The 25,346-nt window shown below is 67.7% G+C and carries 18 protein-coding genes and 1 tRNA gene; 4 read left to right on the forward strand and 15 right to left on the reverse strand.

Annotated elements, in window-relative coordinates:
- Positions 1 to 55: 55 nt before the first annotated feature.
- The 7 genes from rpsG to rplJ all read right to left on the reverse strand — a co-directional run bounded on the left by rpsG (position 56) and on the right by rplJ (position 13,975).
- Positions 56 to 526 carry a 30S ribosomal protein S7 gene (gene rpsG, locus J4Z35_RS06170; RefSeq protein WP_006946238.1) on the reverse strand — a complete coding sequence of 157 codons (471 nt, stop codon included), beginning with the start codon at positions 524 to 526 and terminating at the stop codon, positions 56 to 58.
- Complete coding sequence (gene rpsL / locus J4Z35_RS06175) at positions 526 to 900, reverse strand: 30S ribosomal protein S12 (RefSeq protein WP_006946105.1); 375 nt, start codon at positions 898 to 900, stop codon at positions 526 to 528. Before rpsL ends, rpsG begins: the two co-directional genes overlap by 1 nt.
- 381 nt (positions 901 to 1,281) lie before the next feature.
- Positions 1,282 to 5,178 carry a DNA-directed RNA polymerase subunit beta' gene (locus J4Z35_RS06180; protein ID WP_006946156.1) on the reverse strand — a complete coding sequence of 1,299 codons (3,897 nt, stop codon included), beginning with the start codon at positions 5,176 to 5,178 and terminating at the stop codon, positions 1,282 to 1,284.
- 165 nt (positions 5,179 to 5,343) lie between these two features.
- A complete protein-coding gene (rpoB, locus tag J4Z35_RS06185; RefSeq protein WP_006946069.1) occupies positions 5,344 to 8,829 on the reverse strand; it encodes a DNA-directed RNA polymerase subunit beta in 3,486 nt (1,161 codons plus the stop codon).
- A gap of 394 nt (positions 8,830 to 9,223) precedes the next feature.
- Positions 9,224 to 12,694: an ABC transporter ATP-binding protein gene (locus J4Z35_RS06190; protein ID WP_006946251.1), complete on the reverse strand. Its 3,471-nt coding sequence runs from the start codon at positions 12,692 to 12,694 to the stop codon at positions 9,224 to 9,226.
- A gap of 198 nt (positions 12,695 to 12,892) precedes the next feature.
- Positions 12,893 to 13,279, reverse strand: coding sequence for a 50S ribosomal protein L7/L12 (gene rplL, locus J4Z35_RS06195; RefSeq protein ID WP_006946083.1), 387 nt, complete (start codon positions 13,277 to 13,279; stop codon positions 12,893 to 12,895).
- Between the two features lie 105 nt (positions 13,280 to 13,384).
- Positions 13,385 to 13,975: a 50S ribosomal protein L10 gene (gene rplJ, locus J4Z35_RS06200; RefSeq protein ID WP_040014839.1), complete on the reverse strand. Its 591-nt coding sequence runs from the start codon at positions 13,973 to 13,975 to the stop codon at positions 13,385 to 13,387.
- Between the two features lie 397 nt (positions 13,976 to 14,372).
- Here rplJ and J4Z35_RS06205 point away from each other — a divergent pair, with 397 nt between their 5' ends.
- The 3 genes from J4Z35_RS06205 to J4Z35_RS06215 all read left to right on the forward strand — a co-directional run bounded on the left by J4Z35_RS06205 (position 14,373) and on the right by J4Z35_RS06215 (position 18,699).
- Positions 14,373 to 15,140, forward strand: coding sequence for a DUF6318 family protein (locus tag J4Z35_RS06205; protein ID WP_143181257.1), 768 nt, complete (start codon positions 14,373 to 14,375; stop codon positions 15,138 to 15,140).
- A gap of 418 nt (positions 15,141 to 15,558) precedes the next feature.
- Positions 15,559 to 16,074 (forward strand): hypothetical protein, encoded by a 516-nt coding sequence (locus tag J4Z35_RS06210; protein WP_208065444.1) that lies wholly within the window; start codon positions 15,559 to 15,561, stop codon positions 16,072 to 16,074.
- A 222-nt stretch (positions 16,075 to 16,296) separates the two neighbouring features.
- Positions 16,297 to 18,699 carry a lamin tail domain-containing protein gene (locus J4Z35_RS06215; RefSeq protein WP_208065445.1) on the forward strand — a complete coding sequence of 801 codons (2,403 nt, stop codon included), beginning with the start codon at positions 16,297 to 16,299 and terminating at the stop codon, positions 18,697 to 18,699.
- Between the two features lie 130 nt (positions 18,700 to 18,829).
- On the opposite strand, the gene rplA is transcribed toward J4Z35_RS06215, so the two are convergent.
- The 5 genes from rplA to J4Z35_RS06240 form a co-directional block, all read right to left on the reverse strand.
- Positions 18,830 to 19,549 (reverse strand): 50S ribosomal protein L1, encoded by a 720-nt coding sequence (gene rplA, locus J4Z35_RS06220; RefSeq protein WP_038567056.1) that lies wholly within the window; start codon positions 19,547 to 19,549, stop codon positions 18,830 to 18,832.
- Positions 19,550 to 19,948: 399 nt separating this feature from the next.
- Positions 19,949 to 20,377, reverse strand: coding sequence for a 50S ribosomal protein L11 (rplK, locus tag J4Z35_RS06225; RefSeq protein WP_208065446.1), 429 nt, complete (start codon positions 20,375 to 20,377; stop codon positions 19,949 to 19,951).
- A gap of 126 nt (positions 20,378 to 20,503) precedes the next feature.
- Entirely contained in the window at positions 20,504 to 21,337 is an 834-nt protein-coding gene (gene nusG, locus J4Z35_RS06230) for a transcription termination/antitermination protein NusG (RefSeq protein ID WP_208065447.1), read from the reverse strand.
- A gap of 113 nt (positions 21,338 to 21,450) precedes the next feature.
- Complete coding sequence (gene secE, locus J4Z35_RS06235) at positions 21,451 to 21,702, reverse strand: preprotein translocase subunit SecE (protein ID WP_006946054.1); 252 nt, start codon at positions 21,700 to 21,702, stop codon at positions 21,451 to 21,453.
- A 30-nt stretch (positions 21,703 to 21,732) separates the two neighbouring features.
- Positions 21,733 to 21,805 (reverse strand) — tRNA-Trp (locus tag J4Z35_RS06240).
- A 145-nt stretch (positions 21,806 to 21,950) separates the two neighbouring features.
- Here J4Z35_RS06240 and J4Z35_RS06245 point away from each other — a divergent pair.
- Positions 21,951 to 23,003: an adenosine deaminase gene (locus tag J4Z35_RS06245; protein WP_006946103.1), complete on the forward strand. Its 1,053-nt coding sequence runs from the start codon at positions 21,951 to 21,953 to the stop codon at positions 23,001 to 23,003.
- Positions 23,004 to 23,080: 77 nt separating this feature from the next.
- On the opposite strand, the gene J4Z35_RS06250 is transcribed toward J4Z35_RS06245, so the two are convergent.
- The 3 genes from J4Z35_RS06250 to J4Z35_RS06260 are packed head-to-tail and all read right to left on the reverse strand — an operon-like array spanning position 23,081 to position 25,091.
- Positions 23,081 to 24,193 (reverse strand): UDP-N-acetylmuramate dehydrogenase, encoded by a 1,113-nt coding sequence (locus J4Z35_RS06250; RefSeq protein ID WP_208065448.1) that lies wholly within the window; start codon positions 24,191 to 24,193, stop codon positions 23,081 to 23,083.
- An 11-nt stretch (positions 24,194 to 24,204) separates the two neighbouring features.
- Positions 24,205 to 24,639 (reverse strand): MaoC/PaaZ C-terminal domain-containing protein, encoded by a 435-nt coding sequence (locus J4Z35_RS06255; protein ID WP_006946241.1) that lies wholly within the window; start codon positions 24,637 to 24,639, stop codon positions 24,205 to 24,207.
- Positions 24,636 to 25,091 (reverse strand): MaoC family dehydratase N-terminal domain-containing protein, encoded by a 456-nt coding sequence (locus J4Z35_RS06260; RefSeq protein ID WP_074040615.1) that lies wholly within the window; start codon positions 25,089 to 25,091, stop codon positions 24,636 to 24,638. Before J4Z35_RS06260 ends, J4Z35_RS06255 begins: the two co-directional genes overlap by 4 nt.
- Positions 25,092 to 25,346 lie beyond the last annotated feature (255 nt).

The raw sequence follows: 25,346 nt of genomic DNA on the forward strand, positions 1-25,346 counted from the left end.
GGACGGCGGCCCGAACCCATCCTACGGAGAGGACGGGCCGCCGACCCAACCGCGATCACCAGCGGTAGTGCGCGAAGGCCTTGTTCGACTCGGCCATCTTGTGCGTGTCCTCGCGGCGCTTGACCGCGGCACCCAGACCGTTGCTGGCGTCCAGGATCTCGTTCATCAGACGCTCGGTCATCGTCTTCTCGCGACGCTGACGCGAGTAGCCGACGAGCCAGCGCAGCGACAGCGTCGTCGCGCGGCCCGGCTTGACCTCGATCGGCACCTGGTAGGTCGCACCACCGACGCGGCGGGACTTGACCTCGAGGGCCGGCTTGATGTTGTCGAGAGCGCGCTTCAGCGTCACGACCGGGTCGGTACCCGTCTTCTCACGGCAACCTTCGAGGGCGTCGTACACGATGCGCTCGGCGATGGACTTCTTGCCGTCGAGCAGGATCTTGTTGACGAGCTGCGTGACGAGCGGCGAACCGTAGACCGGGTCGACGACGAGGGGACGCTTAGGAGCAGGACCCTTACGAGGCATTACTTCTTCTCCTTCTTGGCGCCGTAGCGGCTACGAGCCTGGTTGCGGCCCTTGACACCCTGGGTGTCGAGCGCGCCGCGGATGATCTTGTAGCGCACACCGGGAAGGTCCTTCACACGGCCACCACGCACGAGCACGATCGAGTGCTCCTGCAGGTTGTGGCCGACGCCCGGGATGTAAGCCGTGACCTCGATGCCAGAGGTGAGCTTCACACGGGCGACCTTTCGCAGAGCCGAGTTCGGCTTCTTCGGGGTCGTGGTGTAGACGCGGGTGCACACACCGCGTCGCTGGGGGCTGCCCTTGAGAGCCGGAGTCGAGGCCTTCGTGGCCTTGTCCTGGCGACCCTTGCGGACGAGCTGGTTGATCGTAGGCAACCTAGTTCTCCGAACGTGTCGTATCTGTTCTGCCTGCAGGATGAATCGCAGGCTCCTTGGTCTCGTCGCGGATCGTGCGCCGAAGGGCGCAACAGGCGCGACCCCTCCCCTGCACTTTCGTCGCGGGGCGCATGCACGACGTTCGAGACGCCGTGCCCGGCCCATCGCGGCGACTGCCCGGCGAGGGTGTGATCATGAGTGGAGTCCGGACAGACTCCTGCCATGCACCCGAGTAGTTTACCGACTCTCCCGGGCCCCGGCCAAATCGCGGGAGCATGCACGTTCCGACCGCAACGCGACACGCCGACGAACCTGAGGAGACCGCGAGGGGCACCCCCTGCCTGTGCAGGAGATGCCCCTCGCGGCGTGGATCTGCGTCGATCAGCTGTCGAAGCCGAGCGTCGCGTCGTCCAGTCGGACGGCCTCGCCCGAGCCCGGGCCAAAGACCGGGTAGTCGTACGGCTGGTAGTCCGGCAGCGCGTACATCGCGGCCTTCGCCTCCTCCGTCGGCTCCACCTTGACGTTGCGGTAACGGCTGAGGCCGGTACCCGCCGGGATGAGCTTTCCGAGGATGACGTTCTCCTTGAGGCCGAGCAGCGGGTCGCTCTTGACGTTCATCGCGGCCTCGGTGAGGACGCGCGTCGTCTCCTGGAACGATGCCGCCGACAGCCACGACTCGGTGGCCAGCGAAGCCTTCGTGATACCCATGAGCTCGCTACGACCCGACGCCGGACGTCCGCCCTCGGCAATCGCCTTGCGCGAGGCGTCCTCGAAGCGCGCGCGGTCGGCCAGCTCACCCGGGAGCAGGTCGGTGTCACCCGCCTCGATGATCGTCACGCGGCGCAGCATCTGACGCACGATGACCTCGATGTGCTTGTCGTGGATCGACACACCCTGCTGGCGGTACACGCCCTGGACCTCGTCGACGAGGTGCTTCTGCACCTCACGCGGGCCGAGGATGCGCAGCACCTGCTTCGGGTCGATCGCACCCTGCACGAGCAGCGTGCCGACCTCGACGCGCTGGCCGTCCTCGACGAGCAGGCGCGCACGCTTGCTCACCGGGTAGGCGTGCGGCTCCGAGCCGTCGTCCGGGATGAGGTTGATGCGACGAGCCTTGTCGGTCTCCTCGATCTCGATCTTTCCGGATGCCTCCGCGATCGGGGCGACACCCTTCGGCGTGCGAGCCTCGAAGAGCTCGACGACTCGGGGCAGACCCTGCGTGATGTCGTCACCCGCGGCACCGCCGGTGTGGAAGGTACGCATCGTCAGCTGCGTGCCCGGCTCACCGATCGACTGCGCCGCGATGATGCCGACAGCCTCGCCGATGTCGACGAGCTTGCCGGTCGCGAGCGAACGGCCGTAGCACTTCGCACACGTCCCGACGCGCGACTCACAGGTGAGGACCGAGCGGACCTTGACCTCTTCGATGCCGGCGTCGATCAGCTTGCTGAGCGCGACGTCACCGAGGTCGTCACCGGCCTGCAGGAACGTCTCGCCGTCGATCTCGACCGTCTGCGCCACGTTGCGGGCGTAGACCGAGCTCTCGACGTCCTCGTGCTCGACCAGCTGGCCGTCAGAGTTGCGCTGCGCGATCGGCAGGACGAGACCGCGCTTCGTGCCGCAGTCCTCCTCGCGGATGATGACGTCCTGCGAGACGTCGACGAGACGACGCGTCAGGTAACCCGAGTCGGCCGTACGCAGAGCGGTGTCGGCCAGACCCTTTCGTGCACCGTGGGTCGAGATGAAGAACTCCAGCACCGACAGGCCCTCACGGAAGTTGGCCTTGATCGGACGCGGGATGATCTCGCCCTTCGGGTTGGCCATGAGGCCTCGCATACCCGCGAGCTGGCGCAGCTGGAACCAGTTACCACGGGCACCCGAGTTGACCATGCGGTAGATCGGGTTGTCCTTCGGGAAGTTGTTCTCCATCTGCTTGGAGACCTCGTTCGCCGCCTGCGTCCAGATCTCGATGAGCTCCTGACGGCGCTCGTCGTCCGTGATGAGACCACGGTCGAACTGCAGCTGCACCTTCGCGGCCTTGGCGTCGTAGCTCTCGAGGATCTCGTCCTTGTTCGAGGGCATGACGACGTCCGAGATGGCGACGGTCGTGCCCGAGCGCGTGGCCCAGTGGAAACCGGTCTCCTTCAGCGCATCGAGCGACGCCGCGACCTGGACCTTCGAGTAACGCTCCGCAAGGTCGTTGACGATGGCCGAGAGGACCTTCTTGTCGACGGGCTTGTTGATGTACTCGTAGTCCTCCGGCAGCGTGCCGTTGAAGATCGCGCGACCCAGGGTCGTACGGATCCGCAGCTCGGAGACGAAGCCGTTCTGGTCCGCCTCGACGCCGTCGGGCAGCACCGTGCCGGCCGTCGGGACGAAGTCGCGAAGACGCACCGAGATCGGCGTGCCGATCTTGATCTCGCCCGCGTCGAAGGCCATGCGGGCCTCGGCGACGGTCGCGAACGCGCGGATGTCCTCGTCCTTCATCTCGTCGGCGTCGAGCACCTCGGAGGTGAGGTGGAACAGACCGATGATCATGTCCTGCGTCGGCATCGTCACGGGACGACCGTCGGCGGGCTTGAGGATGTTGTTGCTCGAGAGCATGAGGATGCGGGCCTCGGCCTGCGCCTCGGAGCTGAGCGGCACGTGGACGGCCATCTGGTCACCGTCGAAGTCGGCGTTGAACGCCGAGCAGACGAGCGGGTGGATCTGGACGGCCTTGCCCTCGACGAGCTGCGGCTCGAACGCCTGGATGCCCAGACGGTGCAGCGTCGGCGCGCGGTTGAGCAGCACGGGGTGCTCACGGATGACCTCTTCGAGGACGTCCCACACGACCGGGCGGGCACGCTCGACCATGCGCTTCGCCGACTTGATGTTCTGCGCGTGCTCGAGGTCGACGAGGCGCTTCATGACGAACGGCTTGAACAGCTCGAGCGCCATCTGCTTGGGCAGACCGCACTGGTGCAGCTTGAGCGTCGGACCGACGACGATGACCGAACGACCCGAGTAGTCGACTCGCTTGCCGAGCAGGTTCTGACGGAAACGACCCTGCTTGCCCTTGAGCATGTCGGACAGCGACTTGAGCGGGCGGTTGCCCGGACCGGTCACCGGTCGACCACGACGGCCGTTGTCGAACAGCGCGTCGACGGCCTCCTGAAGCATGCGCTTCTCGTTGTTGACGATGATCTCCGGCGCACCGAGGTCGAGCAGACGCTTGAGTCGGTTGTTGCGGTTGATCACACGGCGGTACAGGTCGTTGAGGTCGGACGTCGCGAAACGGCCACCGTCGAGCTGCACCATCGGGCGCAGGTCCGGCGGGATGACCGGGACGCAGTCGAGAACCATGCCGGCCGGCTTGTTCTCGGTCTGCTGGAAGGCCGTGACGACGCGCAGACGCTTGAGCGCACGCGTCTTCTTCTGGCCCTTGCCCGTCGCGATGATCTCGCGCAGCAGCTCCGCCTCGGCGTCGAGGTCGAAGTTCTCGAGACGCTTCTGCAGCGCCGCAGCGCCCATGCCGCCCTCGAAGTACAGACCGAAACGGTCACGCATCTCGCGGTAGAGGATCTCGTCGCCCTCGAGGTCCTGGACCTTGAGGTTCTTGAAACGATCCCAGACCTGCTCGAGGCGCTCGATCTGCTGATCCGCGCGCTTGCGGATCTGCGTCATCTCGCGCTCGGCCGACTCGCGGACCTTGCGGCGGGCGTCAGCCTTGGCGCCCTCCTTCTCGAGCTCGGCGAGGTCGGCCTCGAGCTTCGTCGAACGCGTGTTGATGTCCGCGTCGCGACGGTTCTCGAGTTCCTTCTTCTCGACCTCGATCTGGTTCTCGAGCGACGGCAGGTCGGCGTGACGCTGCTCCTCGTCGACCGAGGTGATCATGTAGGCCGCGAAGTAGATGACCTTCTCGAGGTCCTTCGGCGCGAGGTCCAGCAGGTAGCCCAGACGGCTCGGGACACCCTTGAAGTACCAGATGTGCGTGACCGGCGCGGCGAGCTCGATGTGGCCCATGCGCTCGCGACGAACCGCGGAACGCGTGACCTCGACGCCGCAGCGCTCACAGATGATGCCCTTGAAACGGACGCGCTTGTACTTGCCGCAGTAGCACTCCCAGTCGCGCGTCGGGCCGAAGATCTTCTCGCAGAAGAGTCCGTCCTTCTCGGGCTTGAGGGTGCGGTAGTTGATGGTTTCGGGCTTCTTGACCTCGCCGTGCGACCACTCGCGGATGTCGTCCGCGGTCGCGAGGCCGATGCGAAGCTCGTCGAAGAAGTTGACGTCCAGCACGTTGCTGATTCCTTCTCTCGCCTAAATCTGAAAAGTCTGATCGTTGCTGTTGTGGTTGTCCGGTCGGCTCGTTCGAGCCGCGGACCTACGTCTGCGCCGGCTGATCCGACACGCGGTGGGCCGGGCGATCATCTCGATCGACCCACCGCGTGTCGGGCGCCGTGATCAGACTTCCTCGACGCTGCTCGGCTCGCGGCGCGACAGGTCGATGCCCAGCTCCTCCGCGGCCCGGAACACTTCCTGCTCCGAGTCGCGCAGGTCGATGGCGGTGCCGTCACTGCTCAGGACCTCGACGTTGAGGCAGAGCGACTGCATCTCCTTGATGAGGACCTTGAACGACTCCGGGATGCCCGGCTCGGGGATGTTCTCGCCCTTGACGATGGCCTCGTACACCTTGACGCGGCCCGTCACGTCGTCCGACTTGATCGTCAGCAACTCCTGCAGGGCGTATGCGGCGCCGTAGGCCTCGAGGGCCCACACCTCCATCTCACCGAAGCGCTGACCACCGAACTGCGCCTTACCACCGAGCGGCTGCTGCGTGATCATCGAGTACGGACCCGTCGAACGCGCGTGGATCTTCTCGTCGACGAGGTGGTGCAGCTTCAGGATGTACATGTACCCGACGGAGACCGGCTCCGGGAACGGCTCACCCGAGCGGCCGTCGAACAGCTGCGCCTTGCCGGAGTCGCCGATGAGGCGCACGCCGTCGCGCGTCGTGTTCGTCGACTCGAGCAGGCCACGGATCTCCGTCTCGCGCGCACCGTCGAACACGGGCGTCGCAATACGGGTGTTCGGGCCCGTCTCACGTGCATCGGCCGGGATCTTGGCCGCCCACTCCGGGTCACCCTCGATCTTCCAACCACGCGAGGCGGCCCAGCCCATGTGCAGCTCGAGCACCTGACCGGGGTTCATTCGCGAGGGAACACCGAGCGGGTTGAGCACGACGTCGACCGGCGTGCCGTCCTCGAGGAACGGCATGTCCTCGACCGGCAGGATCTTCGAGATGACGCCCTTGTTGCCGTGACGGCCGGCGAGCTTGTCACCGTCGGTGATCTTGCGCTTGTTCGCCACGTAGACACGCACGAGCTGGTTGACGCCCGGGGGCAACTCGTCGCCCTCGTCACGGTCGAAGACCTTGACGCCGATGACCGTGCCGGTCTCACCGTGCGGAACCTTCATCGACGTGTCGCGGACCTCGCGGGCCTTCTCACCGAAGATGGCGCGCAGCAGGCGCTCCTCCGGCGTCAGCTCGGTCTCACCCTTGGGCGTGACCTTGCCGACGAGCAGGTCGCCGTCACGAACCTCGGCGCCGACGCGGATGATACCGCGCTCGTCGAGGTCGGCCAGCACCTCGTCGGAGACGTTCGGGATGTCCCGCGTGATCTCCTCCGGGCCCAGCTTCGTGTCGCGGGCGTCGATCTCGTGCTCCTCGATGTGGATCGAGGAGAGCGTGTCGTCCTGCACGAGGCGCTGCGACAGGATGATCGCGTCCTCGTAGTTGTAGCCCTCCCACGGCATGAACGCCACGAGCAGGTTCTTGCCGAGCGACATCTCGCCGCCGTCGGTGGCGGGGCCGTCAGCGATGACGGCGCCCTCCTCGAGGCGCTCACCCTCGTTGACCACGACACGCTGGTTGTAGCAGGTGCCCTGGTTCGAGCGCGTGAACTTCGCGATGCGGTACGTCGAGTACGTCGCGTCGTCGTTGGCGACCGTGACGAGGTCGGCGGAGACCTCCTGCACGACACCCGCCTTCGTGGCTCGCACGACGTCACCCGAGTCGAGTGCCGCACGGTACTCGATGCCGGTACCGACGAGCGGAGCCTCCGAACGAACGAGCGGCACCGCCTGACGCTGCATGTTGGCACCCATGAGGGCGCGGTTGGCGTCGTCGTGCTCGAGGAACGGGATGAGTGCGGTCGCGGCCGACACCATCTGACGCGCCGAGACGTCCATGTAGTCGACGTCCTCGATCGCGACGTCGCTCGCCTCTCCGCCCTTGGTGCGCGCCATGACGCGGTCCTCGGCGAAGTGGTTGTCCGGCGTCAGCGGCGCGTTCGCCTGCGCGATGACGAACGTGTCCTCCTCGTCCGCCGACAAGTAGTCGACGTCGTCGGTGACCTGGCCGTCGACGACCTTGCGGTACGGCGTCTCGACGAAACCGAACGGGTTGATGCGACCGAACGACGCGAGCGAACCGATGAGACCGATGTTCGGGCCTTCCGGCGTCTCGATCGGGCACATGCGGCCGTAGTGCGACGGGTGGACGTCACGGACCTCCATGCCTGCGCGGTCCCGCGAGAGACCACCGGGGCCCAGCGCCGACAGACGACGCTTGTGCGTCAGACCGGCGAGCGGGTTGTTCTGGTCCATGAACTGCGACAGCTGCGACGTTCCGAAGAACTCCTTGATCGACGCCACCACGGGGCGGATGTTGATCAGGGTCTGCGGCGTGATGGCCTCGACGTCCTGCGTCGTCATGCGCTCACGAACCACGCGCTCCATGCGGGACAGGCCCGTGCGAACCTGGTTCTGGATGAGCTCACCGACGTTGCGCAGGCGGCGGTTGCCGAAGTGGTCGATGTCGTCGATCTCGACGCGGACGTCGATCTCTTCGCCGTGACGCGTGCCCTTCATCGTCTCCTCGCCGGCGTGCAGCGCGACGATGTACTTGATGGTGGCGACGATGTCGTCGATGCCGAGCGTCGAGTCTTCGAGCCCGCCGTCGACGCCCAGCTTCTTGTTGACCTTGTAGCGGCCGACCTTCGCGAGATCGTAGCGCTTGCCGTTGAAGTACAGGTTGTCGAGCAGCTGCTGGGCAGCCTCACGCGTCGGCGGTTCGCCCGGGCGCAGCTTGCGGTAGATCTCGAGCAGCGCGGCGTCCTGGTCGGCCGTGTGGTCCTTCTCCAGGGTGGCGCGCATCGACTCGTACTGGCCGAACTCCTCGAGGATCTGAGCCTCGGTCCAGCCCAGCGCCTTGAGCAGCACCGTCACGGACTGCTTGCGCTTGCGGTCGACGCGGACACCGACCATGTCGCGCTTGTCGATCTCGAACTCGAGCCACGCACCACGGCTGGGGATGACCTTCGCCGTGTAGATCTCCTTGTCGGAGGTCTTGTCGATGGAGCGCTCGAAGTAGACGCCCGGCGAACGGACGAGCTGCGAGACGACGACGCGCTCGGTGCCGTTGATGACGAACGTGCCGCGGTCCGTCATGAGCGGGAAGTCGCCCATGAAGACCGTCTGGCTCTTGATCTCGCCCGTCTCGGCGTTCATGAACTCAGCCGTGACGAACAGCGGAGCCGCGTACGTCATGTCGCGCTCCTTGCACTCCTCGATGGAGTACTTGACGTCCTCGAATCGGTGGTCGCGGAAGCTCAGCGACATCGAGCCGGAGAAGTCTTCGATCGGCGAGATCTCCTCGAAGATCTCCTCCAGACCGGAGCGCTCGGGCACGTCGACACGGCCCTCCGACTTGGCGGCGGCCACGCGGGCCTGCCACTTCTCGTTGCCGAGAAGCCAGTCGAAGCTCTCGGTCTGCAGCGCGAGCAGATCCGGGATTTCGAGGGGCTCACGAATTTTGGCGAAGGTGAGACGGCCGGAGGCAGTCTTCGCCGAGGACAGAGTCTGGGTCGCGGTGCGCGAGGCAGCCAAGGAGGGTCCCTTCCAGAGGCCTTACAGATCGGCAGTGCGCGCCACCTGCCGTACGGGTCCTCCCCCCTCGACGCTCCTCGGACGGCCGGCGTCATGATGTCGCGACCAAGCAGAGCGGGCAGCTCTTCGTGGTGGCGTCTTGACGCGGAATCCGGATCGGGTGTCGGGGGCAGGCGCAGACAGGGCAGCGCAAAATAGCAGGATAGTACCCAGAGAAGAAGGATGCAAGCCGACGAACTCGGAACCCGAGTCTGTCGCACCGCGCGCCCATCCTGACGAGCCCGGGTGGACCGCATCGACCGCTATGATCCGGCGCCTCCCCCGGCGCCGTCTTGACCCCACGAGAATGACGCAGGGCGGGCGCACAGTCAAGCAGCGACGCGCCGGTCGCCCGTCACCCCGCCAGGTGCGACCAGCGCGTCTCGAGCTCACGCCACGGGCCGGCGTCCGCAACCCTGCCCGCCTCCAGGACGACGACGCGGTCGGCCCGGGCGAGAGCCGAACGCTTCGACGTCGCCCCGACGACGGCGCTGCCACGCGCACGCAACGCGTCCCACAGCTCGAGCTCGGTGCGCGCGTCGAGCGCGCTCGAGACGTCGTCGGCCAGGAGCAGTTCGGCCTCCGTCGACAGGGCTCGCGCGAGCGCCAGCCGCTGAACCTGCCCACCGGACAGGCGCACCCCGCGGTGGCCGACGAGACTGTCCCGGCCGCCCGCGTTGTCGATGTCGGGGGTGAGACGCGCAGCGTCGACGGAAGTGTCGAACTCGCGCTCGTGACCGAGGAGCACGTTCTCGGCGAAGGAGCCGGAGAGCACTCGGGGCGTCTGGGCGACGTAGGCGACCTGGCCGGGGCGGAGGAAGAGCTCTGGCTCGCTCACCTCTCGTCCGTTCCACGTGAGCGAGCCGGTGTGGTGCACGAGCCCCGCGAGTGCCGCCAGCAGGCTCGACTTGCCGGAGCCCACGGCGCCCAGGAGCAGCACGAGCTCGCCCTGCCCGACGGTGAGATCCACGCCTTCGACGCCGACCGTCCCGTCATCGTGCAGGGCGGCGAGGTCGCGCAACGCCAGTTCGCGCAAGGGCTCCCTCGGCGTCTCAGGTACCTGAGGTGCCGCACCGGAGGGCAGGTCGAGGCCAGCCGGGAGGTCGACGAGATCGGCCCCGCCGGCGAGTTCGCTCGTCGCCCTGAGCCAGGCCCGCGTTCCGGGCGCCTCGGTGACGACCGACCCGGCGACCCGGCCGAACCAGTCGAAGTTGGACGCCGCGTTGACGACGAGCAGCGCCGTCGCAAGGCCCCAGGTGCCGTACAGCGCCCCCGCCCAGGCTGCCACGATGCCTGCCTGCACCATGAGCGTCGGGACGCCGTCGAGCACGGCGGCGACTCGGTGCTCGCGCACCGCGGCCTCGACGCGCGTGCGGTCGACGGCGGCGAGGTGTTCGCGGATGCGCCCGGTGCGACCCGCGAGCTTGATGGTGCGCGCTGCTTCGAGCGAGGAGACGAGGGCGCGACCGAACTGGGCACGGGACGCCGACGCCCGCGCGGCGGAGCGGCCCGCCACGCGCCGTCCGAGGGCGGAGGCCAGCGCCGAGCCGACCATGATGACGAGCAGGACGAGACCCGCGAGCCAGGTGCCACCGAGCACAGCGGTGAGAACGACGATGACGAAACCGTTGGTGAAGTCGATCCACCGGTCGGCATAGCGGACGAAGCGATCCGAATCCATCGCGCGCGCGACGACCTCGCCGGGAGGCGTGCGCGGCAGCCGGTGCTGCCCCGTCTGTCCGATGAGCACGCGCATGCGCACCCGCAGGGAGATCTCGATCCACCACCGCGGGTAACGGATGACGGCCACCGCGAGCGAGACCGGGCCGAGCATCACGCACACCGCGACCGCTGCGGCCCAACCCCATGCGGGGGTGCCGTCCGCCAGGGCCTGCACGGTGTGACCCCAAGCCCAGCCCGTGACGCTGCCGATGGCACCGAAGATGGAGAACGCGAGGAACGCGAAGATGGCCACGACGCCCCACTCGGGCCGCACCTTCAGCGCGTTGATGATCGCGCGTGCGAGGGACGAACCCTCGGGGATGTCGCGCGTGACGGGCGCCGCGCCCGTGCGTCGCGCGTGCGCGACGTGCGGGGCCTCGTGGTCCGGGGCGGGGACGGCGGACGCGCCGGCGGCTTCGGTGAGGTCGCGGAAGTAACCGGGTGTCTCGAGCAGTTCGTCACGGCGACCGAACTGCACGAGGCGCCCGCGCTCCATGACGCCGATGAAGTCGGCCCGCTCGATGGTGCCGAGACGATGCGCGATGAGGATGCCGGTGCGCCCCTCGAGCAACCGTGCAGAGGCCGCGACGACGCGGGCCTCCGTCACCGGATCCATGCGGGCGGTCGCCTCGTCGAGCACGATGACGCGCACGTCGCGTGCGAGCAGACGGGCGAACGCCAGCAGCTGTTCCTCGCCGGCCGACAGGCTCACGCCACCCGGGCCGAGCACCGTGTCGAGGCCGTCGGGCAGGGTCGAGACCCACGGGCCGAGACCGAGCGTCTCGACGACGTCCTCGATCTGAGCGCGCGGCAGCGGCTCGAAGACGGTGATGTTCTCCGCCAGCGTGCCGGCGAGGATCTCGGTGCGCTGCGTGACGACACCGACGCCCCCGCGCAGCGCCTCCAGGTCGAGGTCGCGCACGTCGACGCCGCCGAGGAAGAGCGAACCGGGCGGCGGCTCGACGGCGCGCGAGACGAGGGAGGCCAACGTCGACTTGCCGGATCCGGTGCGTCCCACCAGGGCGAGAGTCGACCCGGCCGGCACGTGCAGGTCGACGTCCTGCAGCGCGAACGTGCCGGTGCCGTAGCTGAAGTCGAGGTGACGTACGTCGAGATCCAGCGGGCCCTCCGGCAGCGCTCGTCCGCCCTCGGGTTCGGCCGGAACGGCCAGGAGGGCGCGCAGGCGCACGATGGCGCCGAGGCCCGCCTGCATGTCCGGGAACTGCTCGGCGACCCGGGCCAGCATGCCGACGAACGTGCTCGTGACGAGGAACATCGTGACGAGATCACCGACCGACATCGACGTGCGCGAGGCGAGCGCGACACCGGCGAGCACGACGAGGACGAGCAGCAGGTGCAGCGACAGGCCGGTGCGCAGCAGCAGCTTGACCTCGAGGCGCACGACGGCCAGGAACCGCTCGTGCACGCGCGCCGACAGCTTGGCGAGGCGCGCGACCACGAACGGCTGGCCGAGGCTCGTACGGATGTCGTCGCGGCCCGCGACGCCCTCCTCGAAGATGGCGGCGTGCTCGGTCCAGGCGGCCTCCTCGAGAACCTTGCCCGCCGCGATCGGGGCGAGCAAGGAACGCATGAGCACCCACGTCAGCGCCGCGAAGAGCGGGAAGAGCACCCAGGCCGGCCACCACGTGATACCTGCGACGATCCACATCGGCACCATGGCGAGCGTCATCCGCAGCACCATCCAGATCTGCTGACGCAGCAGGTTCGAGATCTCGTGGGTGTCGTCGTCGACACGGTCGAGGATCTCACCGCCCGCCTGCTCCGACAGGGCCTCGAGCGGTTGCGCGAGCACCGCGTCGACGAGGTCGCGACGCAGCTGCCCGGCGGCACGATCGACCATGCCCGCCCACAGGAAGCGCCCCGCGGTGTCGACGAGCGCCCCACCGAGGACGGTGACGGCCAGCAGCGTCACGAGGCGAGCGCTCGTGTGCTCGGCCAGCCGGCCCGCGATGACGGACGCCGCCGTCGTCGCCAACGCTGTGACGGCCGCGAGGATGACGGCGGCCCACGTACTGGGGACGGCGATGCGTCGCCATCCGATCTGGCGGGATGGCGAGGCGTGCGGCGCGGGTGGTGTCGTCATGGCACGTCACAGGCTACGGGTGAACACCGACAACCGCACCCGAATATCGCGCGCGTCATCGGCGGCACCGGCCTCGGCAGGGTTCCTCTGGCGCGACGCCAGGTCTGCGGGCATGCGAAAGCGGGCCGCACCGTGATGGTGCGACCCGCTTCGACGCGATGTCTCGCGATCAGTGCCCAGGCAGTGCCCGGGCAGAGATCACTTGACCTCGACGGTGGCGCCGGCGCCTTCGAGGGCTTCCTTGGCCTTGTCGGCAGCGTCCTTGGCGACACCTTCGAGAACCGGCTTCGGGGCGCCGTCGACGAGGTCCTTGGCCTCCTTGAGACCGAGGGACGTGAGGGCGCGCACCTCCTTGATGACCTGGATCTTCTTGTCACCGGCCGAGGCCAGGATGACGTCGAACTCGGACTTCTCCTCGGCAGCGCCGGCGTCGCCGCCGCCTGCAGCCGGAGCAGCCGCGGCAGCAACCGGGGCAGCAGCGGTGACGTTGAAGGTGTCTTCGAAGAGCGTCACGAACTCGGAGAGCTCGATGAGCGTCATTTCCTTGAAAGCCTCGAGGAGCTCGTCGTTGGAGAGCTTCGCCATGATGGGCGTCCTTTCTGTTCTGTCGGACCCGGACCGATGTGGTCGTGGGATCCGTGCCGTGAGTGGCGTTGTGGTGGGTTTGCGCTGATGCCGGTCAGGACCGGATCAGGCCTCGTCGCCACCCTCGGCGACGTCTGCGGTGGCCGCCTCGGCAGCCGGGGCTGCGTCGGTGGCCGGTCCCTCGGTCTCGACCTTCGCACGCAGGGCGTCGACGGTGCGAGCAGCCTGCGACAGCGGGGCCGCGAAGAGGTAGACAGCCTGGCTGAGCGAGGCCTGGAGGCCCCCGGCCAGCTTGGCGAGCAGGGTCTCGCGGGACTCGAGGTCCGCGAGCTTGTTGATCTCCTCGGCCGACATGGCCTTGCCGTCAAGGACGCCGCCCTTGATGACGAGGAGAGGGTTGGCCTTGGCGAAGTCACGCAGCTTCTTCGCCGTCTCCACCGGGTCACCGGTGACGAAGGCGATAGCGGACGGGCCCTGGAGCTGGCCGTCGAAAGCCGTCACGCCGGCTTCGGCAGCCGCACGGGCGGTCAGCGTGTTCTTCACCACGGCGTAGGTGGCGTGCTCACGAATGGAGTTACGCAGATCGGTGATCTGCGCCACGGTGAGACCGCGGTACTCCGTCAGCACGGCAGCATCCGAGTTGCGGAAGTTGTCCGCAAGCTCGGCAATGGCTGCATCCTTAGCGGCGGTAGCCATGCGCGCCTCCTTCGGTGGTGAGTGCCAGTCGCTCGGGCGACACGAAAAAAGAGCCTCGGCGCAGGCGCGCTGAGGCTCTGAAAACATGCTGACGAACAGCACGATCATCGACTGAAGCTCACCTGCGCCGGACGCTCACTGACGTGAGGCCTTCGGTCACATCCACCCAGAGGCAGAGTGCAACAACCGGCGGTCATTGGTTCTCCCAATGTACCGGGCGGGCGGCGGGCGGCCAAATCGGTGCGATCGACGCCGGTGGGCACTGGTGCACAGGCCGCGGAAACCTGACGAAAAACTTACCGTCGCGATCGGGTGCGACACGCGCCGGGCTGGTGAGACTCGAGGAGTGGCCGGTGACGCACCGGGCGCTGCCTCACCGCCTACCGAAGGACCAAGCATGCCCGACGCACCCACCCCCGCAGCTGCTCTACCCGACGATGGCGCGACCGCGCGTCGTGGACTTGCCGGGCGCCATCTCGCGCCACGTGGGGTCGCCGTGATCGCCCTGGCCGCGGCCGTGACGACGGCGGCGAGTGGGTGCGGCGACGACTCGACGGCCGATGCCTCGACGAGCACCATCGCCCCCTCCGACATGAGCCGCATCGCGGCCGGCAACACGCCGCGTTCCAGTTCGACTGACCCTTCTACGTCGTTGCGCAGCGCCGCCTCGTCGGCGCCCGCGACCTCGCGGAGTGCTTCGGTCGCGTCGAGCGCGCCCGGAACGACGTCCAAGGCCGGCGCCGCCGCAGTCGTCATCCCCGACGCCGCCAAGGCCCACACCAAAGACGGCGCCAAGGCCTTCGTGAAGTTCTACTGGGAAACCCTCGACCAACTGGACGCGGCACCCAAGGAAAACGTCCTGGCCAACCTGTACGCGCCGACTTGCACTGGCTGCGACCAGCAGGCTCTTGGGGTGGCAGAAAACGCTCGCACCGGAGTACACATCGAGGGATCCCGCACCACCCTCACCAAGCTCCAGGAAGCACCCACCTCATCACTGGACGAGCCCGTCTTTACCTTCGATCAAGCAGAGACACCAGCGACCCGGGTCGAGAGCGGAGGCAAGCGCACCGAGCTGAGCGCCATCAAGCTTAGGGGCGCCGTTCGACTCATGTGGGACGGCCAGCACTGGCGAGTGGGGATGTACGGTGCAGATCGCGCTTAAGACATCAGCGCCGCTGCTCATGGCCACAGCCGTCCTTGCCTCTGCCCCAGCCGCGGCATCGGGAAATCCCTGCGAGGGGACAAACCGGCAAGCGTGCCTCGGCGGCGACACAGTCTCCGTCGTGGTGGTGGCGGGTAAGAAGGAAGGCCGCGGCCAACTGCCAGACGGGCCACAACGTCCCCAGAACGCGCGCCCGGGAACAGGCACCCTGCCCCACATAAGCACTGGCTCAGCCGCCCCACATCCAGGAGCCCCGGAAGGCACCGGAACCGGCCGAGCCGCCACCACGGGAACAACGACCGCAACCGTCGATGCGACTGTGAACACCCGTTTAGCAGACATTCCGTGCGCGACAGGGGAAGGACAGACCCCGAAGCTATCGTGCGTCAACTACACCACCGCGCCACCTGCACCCACGATGACCACCCCCGCATCAGAAACCGCCACAGCGCCAGCAGCTCCGGCCGCGCCCACCTACACCGCCGAGCAAGCAGCCACCCAGGCCTGGACGACTCAGACCTTCACGAAGGCCACCGTCGCCATCCAACCCACCGGCAACACCACGCTCACGGGCCTGCCCACCTACTTCCAGGCGACCTACGGCCCCGACGGGCTCGCCCCCGGTGAGACGACCACCGTCACCCTGCTCGGACACACCATCACCCTGCGCCCCACCGACGTCACCTACACCTACCACTACGGCGACACCGCCACCTACGGCCCCACCACCGACGCGGGCGGGCCCTACCCCACCGGCAATGTCACTCACACCTACCCCACCAAGGGCACCGTCACCACCCGCATCGACACCACCCTCAGCGGCCAGTACCAGGAGAACAACGGCCCCTGGCGCACCATCCCCGGCGCCACGACGATCACGGGACAGCCTCAACGGCTCACCATCGCCACCCTCCAATCACGCCTCCACCACTGACCACCGCACCCAGGGAACACACCCGCCGCCCGACCGCTCGCACCCACCCGCCAGCTGCACCACGAATGCGCGACTGCGCGCACGTTCCCCGTGTGGGTGCACAGTCCCCAGCAGAGTCGCTGCACCAACTGTTCACCCACTGGCCACGATGACGCACCCTGCGCGCCGCGGCCCGCCGCCTACTGTCAGCTCGTCCTGTTGCTGAACTAACGAAAGCCCCTCATGCCACTGCTTCCCCAGCGCCCCACCGCCATCGTCACCGTCGCCGCAGCCGTCGCGGGGCTGACGTCGTTCTCGCTGTCCACCGCAGGTTCGGCGCAGGCTGCGTCGACCACCGTCACGATCAGCGAGGTGTTCGGCGGAGGCGGCAACAGCGGCGCACCGCTGCGCAGCGACTTCGTCGAGCTCTACAACACCTCGAGCGCGCCCGTCGACCTCACCGGCTGGAGCGTCCAGTACTGGTCCGCGTCGGGCACGAGCGCCCAGAAGACTCCGCTCAGCGGCCAGGTCGCACCGGGACACCACTTCCTCGTCAAGGAAGCCGACGGCGCGAACATGTCCGCGCCCGCCCTGGAGAATCCTGACGTGACGGGCACGATCGCGATGTCGGGCACCGCGGGCCGCGTCGCCATCGTCGACCCGAACGGCGCCACCGTCGACCTCGTCGGCTGGGGCGGGGCGAGCGTCGCGGAGGGTTCCCCTGCCCCCGCGACGACGAACTCGACGTCCGTCTTCCGCAAGAGCGAGTGCACCGACACCGACGACAACGCTGTCGACTTCACCGTCGGCACCCCGACGCCGACGTCGTCGGCGGCCGGCGCGACGGCCTGCACCCCGCAGGCGCCGCACGAGCCGTCGACGGTGACGATCCAGCAGATCCAGGGTTCCTCGCACCTCTCGCCGCTCAGGGACGAGCGCGTCAGCAAGGTCAGCGGTGTCGTCACCGCCATCAATGCCACCGGGTTCTGGATGCAGGCCCCGAGCGACGACGACGACGCGACGAGCGACGCCGTCTTCGTCTACACCAAGACCGCGCCCACCGCCGTCGTCGGTGACGCCGTCAGCGTCGACGCCACCGTCTCCGAATTCCGGCCGGGCGGCGCCTCGGGCAACGACAACCTGACGACGACGCAGCTGACGAGCCCCGTCGTCACCGTCACCGCGTCCGGGCAAGCGCTGCCGGCGCCTGCCGTCCTCGGCAAGGACCGCATCGCCCCGCAGCAGAACGTCGCGTCGGGCGACCCGAAGAACGTCGAATCGGCAGCGGCCACCTTCGACCCGACGAAGAACGCGATCGACTTCGACGAGTCGCTCGAAGGCATGCGCGTCGCCCTCGACGATGCGCGCGCCGTCGGCCCGACCAACCCCAAGTACCGCGAGACCCCGGTCGTGCCCGGCCAGAACGTCGACGCGCTGACCACGCCGCGCGGTGGCGTGCTCTACTCCGGCTACGACCACCCGAACGCGATGCGCGTCATCCTCGACGACCAGGCCAAGCCCGCCAACGCGCTGCCGGTCAGCACCGTCGGTGACGTCTACACCGGCCGCACCACCGGCATCATGGACTACTCCTTCGCCATGCCGCACGTGCACGTCACCGACGTCGCGGGGCACCGCAGCGCCGGCCTGAAGCGCGAGACGACGAAGGCCCAGGGCCTGTTCGAGATGGCCGTCGCGACATTCAACGTCGAGAACCTCGCACCCAGCGACCCGCAGACGAAGTACGACCGCCTCGCCGGCCAGATCACGGGCAACCTGCACTCCCCCGATGTCCTCGCGCTGGAAGAGATCCAGGACAACAACGGCGCCCAGAACGACGGCACCGTCGACTCGTCCACGACCGTCAAGAAGCTCGTCGACACCATCAAGGCCGCCGGCGGCCCGACGTACCAGGCGCGCTGGGTCGACCCCGAGAACGGCAAGGACGGAGGCCAGCCCGGAGGCAACATCCGCCAGGTGTTCCTCTACCGCACCGACCGCGGCACGTCGTTCGTCGACAAGGGAACCCCCGGCGCGACGACGGCCACCGGCGTCACCGGGCGTGGTCTGTTCACCGACCTCACCGTCTCGCCCGGCCGCATCGACCCGACGAACACCGCCTTCACCGACTCGCGCAAGCCGCTCGTCGGCGAGTTCAAGTTCCGCGGGACGAAGGTGTACGTCATCGCCAACCACTTCAACAGCAAGGGCGGCGACGACCCGCTCTTCGGCCGCTGGCAGCAGCCCGTGCGCTCGTCCGAGACGCAGCGCCACGCGCAGGCCACCGTCGTGCGCGGATTCATCGACAAGCTGCTCGCCGCCGACCCCAACGCTCGCATCGTGACGCTCGGTGACCTCAACGACTTCGAGTTCAGCCAGACCACCGACATCCTCGTCGGAAACCGCAAGACAGCGATGACGGACCTGCCGCGCACCCTGCCCGCCAACGAGCGGTACTCGTACGTGTACGAGGGCAACAGCCAGATCCTCGACCACATCCTGCTCAGCCCCAAGCTCGCCCAGCCCTGGCTCGGCCTCGGGAAGCCGCCGTTCAACTACGACATCGTCCACACCAACAGCGAGTTCCCCGACCAGGACTCCGACCACGACCCGCAGATCGTCCGCATGACCGTCACCCCGTTCTGAGGTCATGCGGCCGGCCATGTGATCTGGACGGCACAACAGGCGAGGCCCGCACCCCGAACGAATCGGGATGCGGGCCTCGCCCGTCGAGAAGCGTCGACCGCTCACGTAGAGCGATCGAGCGAGAAGCCGATCAGGCCTGCTCGGCGCCGTCCTCCATGAGGTTGCGCGTGCGCGACTGGTCGATCAGGATGCCAGGGCCCATCGTCGTGGCCATCGTGGCCTTCGTGATGTAACGACCCTTCGACGCCGACGGCTTCAGCCGCAGGATCTCATCGAGCGCAGCCGCATAGTTCTCGACGAGAGCCTTCTCGTCGAACGAGGACTTGCCGATGATGAAGTGGAGGTTCGCGTGCTTGTCGACACGGAACTCGATCTTTCCGCCCTTGATGTCTCCGACGGCCTTCGCGACGTCCATCGTCACCGTGCCTGTCTTCGGGTTCGGCATGAGACCACGCGGACCGAGCACCTTACCCAGGCGACCGACCTTGCCCATGAGGTCCGGCGTCGCGACGACGGCGTCGAAGTCCGTCCAGCCACCCTGAACCCTGGCGATCAGGTCATCCGAACCAACGAAGTCGGCGCCGGCAGCCTCAGCCGCCGCAGCCTTGTCACCGTTCGCGAACACGAGGACGCGAGCCGTCTTACCCGTGCCGTTCGGCAGGTTCACCGTGCCACGAACCATCTGGTCCGCCTTGCGCGGGTCGACACCGAGGCGCATCGCAACCTCGACCGTCGAATCGAACTTCGTGCCGGCCGTCTCCTTCGCGAGGCGAACAGCCTCGAGCGGCGAGTACAGCTTGCCTTCTTCGATCTTCTCTTCCGCCGCGCGGTACGTCTTGCTGCGCTTCATCTCAAACTCCTTCAACAGGGAGATCGTGGTTCTACGAGCCAGCGCCGGCCCAACCACTTTCGGGCTCCGCGCCCCCGACACCAGGTCGATCCTGACGCCGCGATGCCACACAGGCAACCGGTTGATCTTACGTGACGTGCGGGGGTGGGGTGAAATCGGCGACGGACGCACGAAGCCCCTGACCCAGGTGAGGGCCAGGGGCTTGCGTCGAACCGGCAGAACCGGCAGAACCGTCAGACGATTTCTTCTCGACTGATCGACCCCGCCGAAACGTCACGGCGGCATGAACATCACCGACCGTACCGAGGATGCACTCTCAGACACTTTTCCTCGACTGAACGCACCCCGCCGGAACGTCACGGCAGTACGAACATCACTGCCCGTACCGGCGGTGCACTTTCAGTCGGTGGTAATCCCCATCGAACGCGCCGTACCCGCAATGATCCGCGACGCCATGTCGAGATCGTTCGCGTTGAGGTCCTGCATCTTCTGCTGCGCGATCTCACGAACCTGATCCGCCGACAGGTGCGCGACCTTCGTCTTGTGCGGCTCGCCGGAACCCTTCTGGACGCCCGCAGCCTTCTTGATGAGCTCAGCAGCCGGCGGCGTCTTCGTGATGAACGTGAACGAACGGTCCTCGTAGACCGTGATCTCGACCGGGATGACGTTGCCGCGCTGGGACTCCGTCGCAGCGTTGTACGCCTTGACGAACTCCATGATGTTCACACCGTACTGACCCAGCGCCGGACCGACCGGCGGAGCCGGCGTCGCCGCACCGGCCTGGATCTGCAGCTTGATGAAACCGGAAACCTTCTTCTTCGGAGGCATGAAGCCACCTCTTTCCTGTCATGGGCCGACGCCGTGGGCGATGACCCGGTTGCATCCTCACCACCCGGACAGGCGATGAGAGGTTGATGACGACCGCCGCGACGAAACGCGCGGCAGGTCGAAGGATCAGATCTTCGCGACCTGGTTGAAGCCCAGTTCGACCGGCGTCTCGCGACCGAAGATCGACACGAGCACCTTGATCTTCTGCGTGTCCGCGTTGATCTCGGAGATCGTCGCGGGCAACGTCTCGAACGGGCCTTCCATGACGGTGACGGACTCGCCGACGGTGAAGTCGACATCCGCGGACGCCGACGACGCGGAGCCACTCGACGCGGCCGCACCCTCAGCCGAAGCCTCCGGCTCCTCGAACGTCGGGTTCAGCATCGTGACGACCTCGTCGATCGACAACGGGTACGGCTGGTGCGCGTTGCCGACGAAGCCCGTGACACCCGGGGTGTGACGCACTGCGCCCCACGACTCGTCCGTCAGATCCATGCGCACGAGCACGTAACCCGGGATGCGCACGCGCGTACCCGACTTCTTCTGCCCGTTCTTGATCTCGGTGTAGTCCTCCATCGGAACCTCGATCTGGAAGATGTAATCCTCCATGTTGAGGCTCGTGATGCGCTGCTCGAGGTTCGTCTTCACACGCTTCTCGTAGCCCGCGTAGGAGTGGATGACGTACCAGTCACCGAACTGCGACTTGAGCTCCGCGATGAACGCCTCGCGAGGGTCGACCGCGTCAGCCTGCTCGGCCGGGGCGACCTCGGCGTCGACGACGGCCTCCTGCTCCACCTCGCGCTCGGCGTCGTCGGCGTGGTCCTCGGCGGCGCTCGGCAGTTCGCCGACCTCGCCCTGCTCGGGCGCCAGGTCAGCGTCAGGCGTGCGCACAGCGCCCGCCGCGAATTCGGCCTCTTCCGCCGCAGCCGGCGAAAGCTGCTCGGGGTTCTGCTCGGTCATCGACCTGCTTCCTTCACATGTGGGGACGTACGTCGCGTGCTCTCACACGAACGCCGCCCGCGCGGCCCCCGCGGGGGCGCTCAGGCGGCGAATCTTCGAGATGGGCCCGGGACTCAGTTCGAACCGAAGACCCAGGAGACCGCACGCGTGAACAGCCAGTCTAGACCGTTGACGTACGCCATGATGACGGCGAGGAAGACCAGGACCGCGATCGTGTACGTCGTCAACTCGTCACGCGTCGGATAGACGACCTTGCGCATCTCGCCGATGACCTGCCGGATGAACAACAGGATGCGGCCGAAGAAACCGCGGCGCTCAGATTCACCCGCGACGGAAGCCCCCGTCACGACATCGGAATCTGCCACGGCCCCGCCCTCTCGGATCAATACGCTGTGCAGGGCACGAGGGACTTGAACCCCCAACCCCCGGTTTTGGAGACCGGTGCTCTGCCAATTGAGCTAGTGCCCTTCGCGAGCGAACCCGCGCGACGCGGCGGTTGAGTGCCGTGTCGACCCCCAACTGTACGGGACGACGACGCTCGAACGGAAATCTGGCCCTCCCCCGTGCGTGATGCGCGGCAGCCGTCGCGCGAGGGCGGTGACAGGATGAGCGGGTGACGAGTCGCGACACCTCCCCCAGCCGCTCCCGGCGAGACCTCGACGCCCTGCCGAAGGCGCACCTGCACCTGCACTTCACCGGCTCGATGGCGTTCGACACCCTGCTCGACATGAGCGTGACGCACGGCGTCCGGCTGCCGGACAGCCTGAGGCGCAGCTGGCCTCCTCAGCTCGCATCGGCCCGCGACGAGCGGGGTTGGTTCCGCTTCCAACGCCTCTACGACGCCGCCCGCGCCTGCGTGCGTAGCGAGGATGACATGCGCCGCATCGTCGACGAGGCCGCCGCGAGCGATGCGCGTGAGGGCTCACGATGGTTGGAGATCCAGGTCGACCCCACGTCCTACGCACCGTTCGTCGGCGGCATCACACCCGCCTTGGAGATCGTGCTCGACGAAGCTGCGCGGGCCGGTGAGCGTCACGGCATCGGGGTGGGCGTCGTAGTCGCGGCGTCACGGCTACGGCATCCCCTCGACGCGCGGACGTTGGCCCGGCTCGCGGCGAAGAACGCCGGCGGTGTCGTCGGCTTCGGATTGAGCAACGACGAACGCCGCGGCGACACCTCCGCGTTCGCGCCGGCGTTCCGCATCGCGCGCAACGCGGGCCTCGCCTCACTGCCCCACGGGGGCGAACTGCTCGGCGCCGACGCCGTGAGCGAGACGCTCGACGCACTGCACCCCACGCGGCTCGGGCACGGGGTGCGTTCCGCGGAATCGCCTGAGGTGTTGGCGCGCGTCGTCGATGCCGGCGTCGGGCTCGAGGTGTGCCCCGGCAGCAATGTGGCACTCGGCGTGTACGAGAGCGCCCCGGAGGTGCCCCTGCGTCCCTTGTTCGACGCAGGCGCGCGGATGGCGCTCGGCGCCGACGACCCGCTGCTGTTCGGCTCACGCCTCACGGATCAGTACCGCACCGCGCGTGACGTCCACGGATTCAGCGACGCCGAACTCGCCCAACTCGCGCGCGACAGTTTCACGATCTCGAACGCGCCGGCGGACGTCGTCGCGGCCGCGGACGCCGACATCGACGCCTGGCTCGCCGCACCGCCTGCTTGAGCGCTCAGCCGGCCTCCCAGATTGCTGCGTCGCGCTCGAGCATCGAGTGCGCGGACGCCGGAGGTGGGCGGAGCGGGTCAGGCGATCGGTTCGAGCCCGACCCACACGGGCTCGGGCACGAGACGCACGCCGAACGCGGCCTCGACGCCGTCGACGATCTCGGTGGCGAGGGCCACGACGTCCGATGCGCTGGCATCGCCACGGTTCGTCAGAGCGAGCGTGTGCTTGGTCGACAACGCCGCCGGGCCGGGCATGTTGTACCCCTTGCCGAAGCCGGCCTTGTCGATGAGCCAGGCCGCCGACGTCTTGAGCAACCCCGGGTGCGCCGCGCCGGCGGGGAACTCGGGCGGTGTGGGTCCGTCGGCGCCGAGGCGCTCGGCCGCTCGCTCGCGGATGCGCGCCATGACGCGTTCGGAGACGATCGGGTTGGTGAAGAACGAACCGCACGACCAGGTGTCATGATCGGCCTCGACGACGACCATCCCGCGCTTGGAACGCTGGGCGAGGACGGCCTCGCGGGCGTCGGCGAGCGGAACGCGATCGCCCTGCTCGACGCCGAGCCCCGCGGCGAGATCCGCGTACGTGATGGGCTGGCTGCGATCGGCCTTGCGCAGCTGGAACGACACGTCGAGCACGACGTAGCGACCGCTCGCGTCGCCGTCACGGAAGGGGGTGTTCTTGAAGATGCTGTGACGGTAGGTGAAGTCGCAGTCGGCGTTGGCGAACGTCTTGATCTGCTGGGTGACGCGGTCGTACGTCCGTACGCTCGCGACGGTCTGCGCGACCTCCTGGCCGTACGCGCCGACGTTCTGCACGGGCGTCGCGCCGACGAGCCCCGGGATACCCGACAACGCCTCGATGCCGGACCAGTCGTGGCTGCAAGCGTACGCGACGAACTCGTCCCACACCATGCCGGCACTGACACGAACCGTCACGCCCCCGCAGTCGGAGTCGTGCTCGACCTCGAGGGTGTCGTTCGCGATCTTGACGACCGTGCCGGGAAAACCCTCGTCCGCGATGAGCAGGTTCGAACCGCCCGAGAGCACGAGCAGCGGCTCCTCGGCGTCATCGACCTCGCGCACGACGTCGACGATCTCGTCGATCGTCTCCGCGACCACGAGACGTCGAGCAGGGCCACCGACATGCATCGTCGTCAGGCTCGCGAGCGGGACGTCGAACTGCTCCTGCATGAAGACCTCGATCAGAGTTGGATGACTGCTCTCGTTCGACTCAAGACCTTAGTGCCTGCCACCGACACCGCCGCGTCCAGCGTCACCCTGCCCGCGTCGTCGTCGCGCGAGAACAGCGAGACGACGATGTCGACGCGTGCATCGCCGCCGGCAGGCACGACGACGGGCGCGGCGAAGCGGGTGCCGAAGGAGACGATCAAGTGCCCCTGCGCCAGCTCCTCGATGCGTGAGGCGACCAGCCCCATCGTCAGCATGCCGTGGGCGATGACGTCGGGCAGGCCGACGCTCTTGGCGAACGCCTCGTCCTGGTGGATCGGGTTCTGATCGCCGCTGGCGTCGGCGTAGGCGACGAGATCGGCGCGTCGAAGCGTTTCGCTCGTCTCGAGCAACGTGTCGCCCGCGCTCGCGGACGTGAGGTCGACGCTGCGGTGTTCGTGCTCGCTCATGCGTGTGCCTCCTCTGCCCTGATGACGACGACGCTCGTCGTGTCAGCTCGATGCGACCCATCAGCGGTCGTGACGGCGGTGGCGAGCGTGACCATGTCGTGTCCGCCGGCCGAGCGAACGCGCGCGACGGTCGTCTCGGCGATGAGCGCCTCTCCCGCGACGATCGGCGCGTGATGCGTGAACGTCTCCTCACCATGGACGAGGCGCGAGAAGTCGACGCCAGCCTCCTCATCGCGCATGAAGAGCGCCTCCGCCTGCTGGGCGAGCGTGACGGCGAACGTCGTCGGCGCGACGATGTCCGTGTGGCCCGCGGCGCGGGCGGCGTCGACGTCGAGGCAACGGTCGTCGCTCGTGCGGACGGCGCGGGCGAACGTCACGATCTCATCGCGCGTGACGACGTGCGCCTGCGGCATGCGGTAGGTGCGGCCCTCGACCGCCGGGTTCACTGGCATGTCTCGACGCTAGAGGTGCCTCGGCGTTACTCGGAAGTCGGAGAGGCGCGAGGTCGAGGCGCGCATAGGTTCGAAGACGGCAGCACGACGGACGTCAGACGCATGTGACCGAAAATCGCAGATGGGGACGAAAATCGCGAAGGTGCCCTGACTGTCAGCCTGGGTGTGAGTCACTCAGGAGGTGGGTATGCGCAGATGGACTGCGGAAGAGAAGACCGCGTTGGTGCAGCAGTATGTGGCGTTGCCGCATGGCAC

Source organism: Dermacoccus sp. NHGro5 (genome assembly GCF_017565385.1).
GTDB classification, from domain to species: Bacteria; Actinomycetota; Actinomycetes; order Actinomycetales; family Dermatophilaceae; genus Dermacoccus; species Dermacoccus nishinomiyaensis.

Bases quoted from the DNA above. Each gene is read 5' to 3' on its own strand.
- rpsG (WP_006946238.1), bottom strand. From the start codon at position 526: ATGCCTCGTAAGGGTCCTGCTCCTAAGCGTCCCCTCGTCGTCGACCCG.
- J4Z35_RS06190 (WP_006946251.1), bottom strand. From the start codon at position 12,694: ATGACGACACCACCCGCGCCGCACGCCTCGCCATCCCGCCAGATCGGA.
- rplL (WP_006946083.1), bottom strand. From the start codon at position 13,279: ATGGCGAAGCTCTCCAACGACGAGCTCCTCGAGGCTTTCAAGGAAATG.
- rplJ (WP_040014839.1), bottom strand. From the start codon at position 13,975: ATGGCTACCGCCGCTAAGGATGCAGCCATTGCCGAGCTTGCGGACAAC.
- J4Z35_RS06205 (WP_143181257.1), top strand. From the start codon at position 14,373: ATGCCCGACGCACCCACCCCCGCAGCTGCTCTACCCGACGATGGCGCG.
- J4Z35_RS06210 (WP_208065444.1), top strand. From the start codon at position 15,559: ATGACCACCCCCGCATCAGAAACCGCCACAGCGCCAGCAGCTCCGGCC.
- J4Z35_RS06215 (WP_208065445.1), top strand. From the start codon at position 16,297: ATGCCACTGCTTCCCCAGCGCCCCACCGCCATCGTCACCGTCGCCGCA.
- rplA (WP_038567056.1), bottom strand. From the start codon at position 19,549: ATGAAGCGCAGCAAGACGTACCGCGCGGCGGAAGAGAAGATCGAAGAA.
- rplK (WP_208065446.1), bottom strand. From the start codon at position 20,377: ATGCCTCCGAAGAAGAAGGTTTCCGGTTTCATCAAGCTGCAGATCCAG.
- nusG (WP_208065447.1), bottom strand. From the start codon at position 21,337: ATGACCGAGCAGAACCCCGAGCAGCTTTCGCCGGCTGCGGCGGAAGAG.
- J4Z35_RS06250 (WP_208065448.1), bottom strand. From the start codon at position 24,193: ATGCAGGAGCAGTTCGACGTCCCGCTCGCGAGCCTGACGACGATGCAT.
- J4Z35_RS06255 (WP_006946241.1), bottom strand. From the start codon at position 24,639: ATGAGCGAGCACGAACACCGCAGCGTCGACCTCACGTCCGCGAGCGCG.
- J4Z35_RS06260 (WP_074040615.1), bottom strand. From the start codon at position 25,091: ATGCCAGTGAACCCGGCGGTCGAGGGCCGCACCTACCGCATGCCGCAG.